Source organism: Corynebacterium gottingense (genome assembly GCF_003693265.1).
In the GTDB taxonomy this organism is placed as follows: domain Bacteria; phylum Actinomycetota; class Actinomycetes; order Mycobacteriales; family Mycobacteriaceae; genus Corynebacterium; species Corynebacterium gottingense.
In genome coordinates this window covers 1-4,692 of sequence record NZ_RDRE01000052.1, presented here as the reverse complement: position 1 = coordinate 4,692, position 4,692 = coordinate 1, and the positions used below count along the sequence as shown (strand labels likewise).

6 protein-coding genes and 1 pseudogene are annotated in these 4,692 nt (G+C 66.3%); 3 read left to right on the top strand and 4 right to left on the bottom strand.

Annotation, left to right across the window (positions count from 1 at the left end; all coding sequences use genetic code 11):
• Together EAW56_RS11115 and EAW56_RS11110 are read left to right on the top strand one after the other, a co-directional pair.
• On the top strand, window positions 1-372 hold a 372-nt coding region (locus EAW56_RS11115), incomplete at its 5' end, for a thermonuclease family protein (RefSeq protein WP_147453301.1).
• A 4-nt stretch (window positions 373-376) separates the two neighbouring features.
• Complete coding sequence (locus EAW56_RS11110) at window positions 377-1,141, top strand: NAD-dependent deacylase (RefSeq protein WP_095553988.1); 765 nt, start codon at window positions 377-379, stop codon at window positions 1,139-1,141.
• Here EAW56_RS11110 and EAW56_RS11105 read toward each other — a convergent pair.
• The 4 genes and pseudogenes from EAW56_RS11105 to cobA all read right to left on the bottom strand — a co-directional run.
• Window positions 1,113-1,340 (bottom strand): annotated as a pseudogene (locus tag EAW56_RS11105) (Txe/YoeB family addiction module toxin); the annotation flags it as partial. The gene EAW56_RS11110 and the pseudogene EAW56_RS11105 overlap by 29 nt on opposite strands.
• 27 nt (window positions 1,341-1,367) lie before the next feature.
• Window positions 1,368-1,619, bottom strand: coding sequence for a type II toxin-antitoxin system Phd/YefM family antitoxin (locus tag EAW56_RS11100; protein ID WP_095553987.1), 252 nt, complete (start codon window positions 1,617-1,619; stop codon window positions 1,368-1,370).
• Window positions 1,620-1,666: 47 nt separating this feature from the next.
• A complete protein-coding gene (locus EAW56_RS11095; protein ID WP_122086587.1) occupies window positions 1,667-2,629 on the bottom strand; it encodes a class I SAM-dependent methyltransferase in 963 nt (320 codons plus the stop codon).
• A complete protein-coding gene (gene cobA, locus EAW56_RS11090; RefSeq protein ID WP_122086585.1) occupies window positions 2,613-3,353 on the bottom strand; it encodes a uroporphyrinogen-III C-methyltransferase in 741 nt (246 codons plus the stop codon). The genes EAW56_RS11095 and cobA overlap by 17 nt, the downstream gene beginning before the upstream one ends.
• 24 nt (window positions 3,354-3,377) lie before the next feature.
• Between cobA and EAW56_RS11085 the strand changes: the two genes are divergently transcribed.
• Window positions 3,378-4,631: a protein adenylyltransferase SelO family protein gene (locus EAW56_RS11085; protein ID WP_095547179.1), complete on the top strand. Its 1,254-nt coding sequence runs from the start codon at window positions 3,378-3,380 to the stop codon at window positions 4,629-4,631.
• Window positions 4,632-4,692: the final 61 nt, after the last annotated feature.

The window sequence follows — 4,692 nt, the reverse complement described above, 5'->3', positions numbered from 1 at the left end:
CTCGAGCACGACGAGGAGCGCCAGGACCGCTACGGCCGCGAGCTTGCCGCTGTCTTCGCCGGCGAGATATTCGTCAACGAGCAGCTCGCCGCCGAGGGCTTGGCTCGCGCAGTCACCTACGAGCCGAATCACGCCTACACCACGCGCATGGAGTCCGCCCAGGCCCGCGCCCGCAGCGCCCACCTCGGCATGCACGCGGTGCCGACCGAGTGCTTGCTCCCCACCGATACGGCCCGTCGCGCGTACGAGCTCCACGAAGAGGATCCGCGGCACCAGGCGTTTTACCGCGACGTGATGCGCGACGCTGTCAACGCCACCCCCAACTTCACGTACAAAGGCCAGGCTCTGGAGTTCATCGACAGCCTAGACTAGGGCCATGGAGCAAATGCTTATCGACGCCCACGAGATCCTCACAGCAGCCAACCACGTCGAAGTCTTCACCGGCGCCGGCATGAGCGCGGACAGTGGCATCGCCACGTACCGGGATGCGGTAACTGGGGTGTGGGAGCGTGTGGATCCGGTGGCGATGGCGTCGATAAGCGCATGGCACGACGACCCGGAGACGATGTACGCCTGGTACCTCTGGCGGGCTCAGCTGTCGCAGCGCGCCGAGCCGAACGCCGGGCACCGGGCAATTGCGGCGGCGCGAGGCATGACGGTGACGACGCAGAACATCGACAACCTGCACGAACGAGCAGGTAGCGAGGATGTCGTGCACCTACACGGCTCGCTATTCGCCTTCCGTTGCACCGACTGCGACACCCCGTACGAGGAGCCGATCGCGCTGCCGGAGGAGCCGATCGAGCACATCGCGCCGCCGGAGTGCCCGGTGTGCGGCGGGCTCGTGCGCCCGGGCGTGGTCTGGTTCGGCGAAGCGCTGCCGCAGGACGAGTGGGCCGAGGCGGAGCGGCGCATGAAGACTGCGGATGCGCTGCTGATCGTCGGCACCTCTGGCGTGGTCTACCCCGCCGCGGGCCTGCCGTTGATGGCGCACGCGCGAGAGATCCCGATCGTGGAGGTCACGCCGCAACCGACGGACCTCTCGCACCTGGCCGATGTGGTCGTTCCGGCCACCGCGGCGGAGGCGCTGCCGCGGATCCTGCAGGGGCGGATCAATAGTGGTAGCGAGCTTGCAGAATAATGAGCGTTTCGCCTTCAAGGATGTAAACCAATCGGTGCTCTTCGGTGATGCGCCGTGACCAGGCTCCGGCAATACCGTATTTCAGCGGCTCCGGCTAACCAATCCCCTCGAATGGATCACGCATCATGTCTTTGAGCAGTTGATTCACCCGTTTCAGGATCTTCCGATCCTTCTGCTGCCAGTAGAGGTATTCCTCCCAAGTGTATGGCGTTCAGGCGAGCTGCATTCATGCATCCAGGTCGATGTCATGCGCGACGGCTTGACCACTACGCGCCTGTTCGTTGGATTCCAAGAGCCGACGCGCGTTCGCTGGAGAGCGGAAGAGATACGCGGTCTCCACCCAGGAGGAATAGTCCTCCGCGGACATCAGCACCGCGTTACCGCTGCGGGAAACGATCTCGACCGCGTCCCGGTCTTGGTTCACCTTCTCAATGAGAGGGAACAGGGTTCGGCGCGCTTCCGAAGCACTGATAGACATTTTCCACCTCCAGCTTGTTGTACCACGTTACGGTACCTTGAATCGCCCTACCGAGCCCGCAGCACAGTAAACGTCGCGTCGCGAGCGACCTGCTCCACCTCGCCGAAACGGCGCTCCACCTCCCCGCGGTAGCGCAGGTGCGAGTTGTGCACCACGTACAGATCGCCGCCGGGGGCGAGCAGGCGCGCGCCGGCGTCGAGGAGGTGCTGGATGAGGGTGGCGTCGATGGTCGTGCCCGCGTGGAACGGCGGGTTGAGCGCAATGGTGTCGAAGGACGCGTCCGGCAGCTGCGAGCCGGCGTCGTCCCAGGTGGCCTCTAGGCCGATGGCGCGGGCAGAAAGGACCGCGTCTGCGTCAGAATCTGTGGCGACCGCGCCCTCGAAACCCCTGCTCACCGAGCCGTTGCCGCAACCGAGGTCCAGCAGGCGACCAGGCGCGTCGGGCAGGCACGAGCGCAGCAGCTCGCCGCCGCGGTCCGGCTTGGCGCCGGAGAAGACGCCGCCGATGGCTACCAACCCCCGCTGCGAAACTGGCTCGTACGTGACCTCGCGCGCCCCCGACGCCACCAGGCACCGGAACTTGCCGCGCCCCCGCGATCCGTGGACGTCATTGAAGGAATCTGCCAGCACCGAGTTCATGCCGCGAGAAAGGTGCTTGTTGTTCGCCCCGAGAACCAGGCGCGCCTCGGCGAAACCTGCGCCTGCGATGCTGCGGGCGAGGTAGCCCAGGCGGGCCAGGGACTTCGGCATCTCGCCGAGCCCGACCGCGACGTCGGCACCGGAACCCAGGCCGGCGAGCAGCTCGTCCAACCGCACGTCGCGAGCAATCTCCGCGCCGAGCGCCGACGCGGCCTGGCTGCGCGCATAGTCCGGGTCCAGAAACACCACGCGCGCGCCCACCTGCACGGCCTGACGCGTCAGATCCAAGGTCGGGTCGTGGCAGATAAGCAACGTATCCGGCGCACAATCGGCAAGCGCCGTGTCCCAGATCAGGCTATCCAGCGCTCGCAAGACCAGCGACCTCCCCAATCACGTACACGGCGGGCGAGGCGATCCCCTCGGACTCCATCGCATCAGCCAGCGTCGACGCGGTTGCGCGCACGACGCGCTGCGAGGCAGTCTCACCTTCCTGCACGGCCACCGCCGGCGTCGAAGGGGGAAGCCCCGCGCCCACCAGCGCCGCGGCGATTTCGCGGACGTGGCGCACGCCCATGATCACGCAGATGGACCCGCCAACCCGCGCGAGCGCCTCCCAATCCACCAGCGACTTCGGGTTCGACGGCGCGAGGTGCCCGGAAACCACCGTGAAGGAGTGCGTCACCCCGCGCTGGGTCACGGGCACACCCGCGGCTGCGGGTACTGAGATCGCGCTGGTCACGCCCGGCACCACTCGGCACGGCACCCCGGCGGCCGCGCACACCTGCAGCTCCTCGAAACCGCGGCCAAACACGTACGGGTCCCCGCCTTTCAGGCGAACGACGCGCTTGCCCGCCAGCGCGTGTTCCACCAGCAGTTCATTGGTACGTTCCTGGGCGACCTGTTTGCCGTAGGGGAGCTTGGAGACGTCGATAAGCTCCTTGCTCGACACGTCCAGGAACTCCTCAAGCTGGCTGGCGGGGCCGAGATGATCGGTGAGGATCACGTCGGCGGCTTCGAGCGCGCGCAGGCCGCGGATGGTCAGGAGGTCCCATTCGCCCGGGCCCCCTCCGACGAGTGTGACTTCTCCGATGCTCATGGGCCCCTAGTCTAGGCTGGGGCCATGGAACAGCCCACGCTTGCCCACACATTCGCCGACGCGCTGCCGGACATGGCAGTGCCCGTCCCAGGGACCCACTTTCCGGACGCGGAACTCATTGTGCTCAACGAACCTCACGCGCGCCAGCTCGGCCTCGACCCCGAGTGGCTGCGCAGTGACGACGGCGTCGCGTGGCTCGCAGGCTCCGCGGGCGGACACGCCACCGCATACTCGGGCCATCAGTTCGGCCAGTTCGTGCCAGTGCTTGGCGACGGTCGCGCGATGCTCCTCGGCGACATTAACGGCCGCGAGATACAGCTCAAGGGCTCCGGGCTCACCCCGTTCTCCCGCCCGGGCTCCGACGGGCTCGGCGCCATCGGCCCCATGCTCCGTGAGTACCTCGTCAGCGAATTCATGCACGCCATCGGCATAAAAACCACACGCGCGCTCGCAGTGATCCGCACCGGAGAGAAAGTCGTACGCCAACAAGGCCAGGTACCCGCGGGCATTGTGGTGCGCACCGCGTCCTCGCACCTGCGTGTCGGGTCGCTGCAGTACGCGGCGCAGAAGTCGCGCGACCTCGTCGCGGATGTCATCGCTGCTGCCGGGTTCGATGGCCCCGAACGCTTACTGGACACGGTCATCCATAAGCAGGTGGACCTGGTCAGCCGTTGGATGTCCGTCGGCTTTGTCCACGGCGTCATGAATACGGACAACGTCGCGCTCTCCGGCGAAACCATCGACTACGGGCCGTGCGCGTTTACGCAGCGCTTCGACGGCGCAGCAACCTTCTCCTCTATCGATGCGCAGCGGCGCTACGCATTTGGCAACCAACCCAGCATCCTGGCCTGGAACATGGTCCGCCTGGCGGAAACGCTGCTACCAGAGCTCGGCCAGGAGCGCGCACAGGAGCTCCTGTCCACGATGCAGACTCGTTGGGACGCAGCATGGAATACCTACGTGGGTGATGTAGCAGACGAGCTGGCGCTGGCCGAAGACATCACCACCTTTAACCGAAAAATCGGGATGGTCTTCGGCGGGCCCAGCGCGTTTGAGTATGGCGACGCCCCCGATGGCTCCCCCTACCCTGGGCCTATCTATATCCCGCGCAACCACATGCTCCAGGACGCAATCAACGCCGCGGAGCGCGACGGCGACTTCGGCGCCTACCTCGCCTTGCTTGCCGCAGTGACAGACCCTTACAACCCTGATGCCGGCGAGGAGTGGATGGCCCAACCGGAAAAGCCGGGGCCGTTCCGTACCTTCTGCGGTACGTAAACGGCCCCGGCCGGGTCACGCCGGTGGGGTGACTACTTCTTGTCCTCGAGCTTCAGCGTCT

Bases quoted from the DNA above. Each gene is read 5' to 3' on its own strand.
- EAW56_RS11100 (WP_095553987.1), bottom strand. From the start codon at position 1,619: ATGTCTATCAGTGCTTCGGAAGCGCGCCGAACCCTGTTCCCTCTCATT.
- cobA (WP_122086585.1), bottom strand. From the start codon at position 3,353: ATGAGCATCGGAGAAGTCACACTCGTCGGAGGGGGCCCGGGCGAATGG.
- EAW56_RS11085 (WP_095547179.1), top strand. From the start codon at position 3,378: ATGGAACAGCCCACGCTTGCCCACACATTCGCCGACGCGCTGCCGGAC.
- EAW56_RS11110 (WP_095553988.1), top strand. From the start codon at position 377: ATGGAGCAAATGCTTATCGACGCCCACGAGATCCTCACAGCAGCCAAC.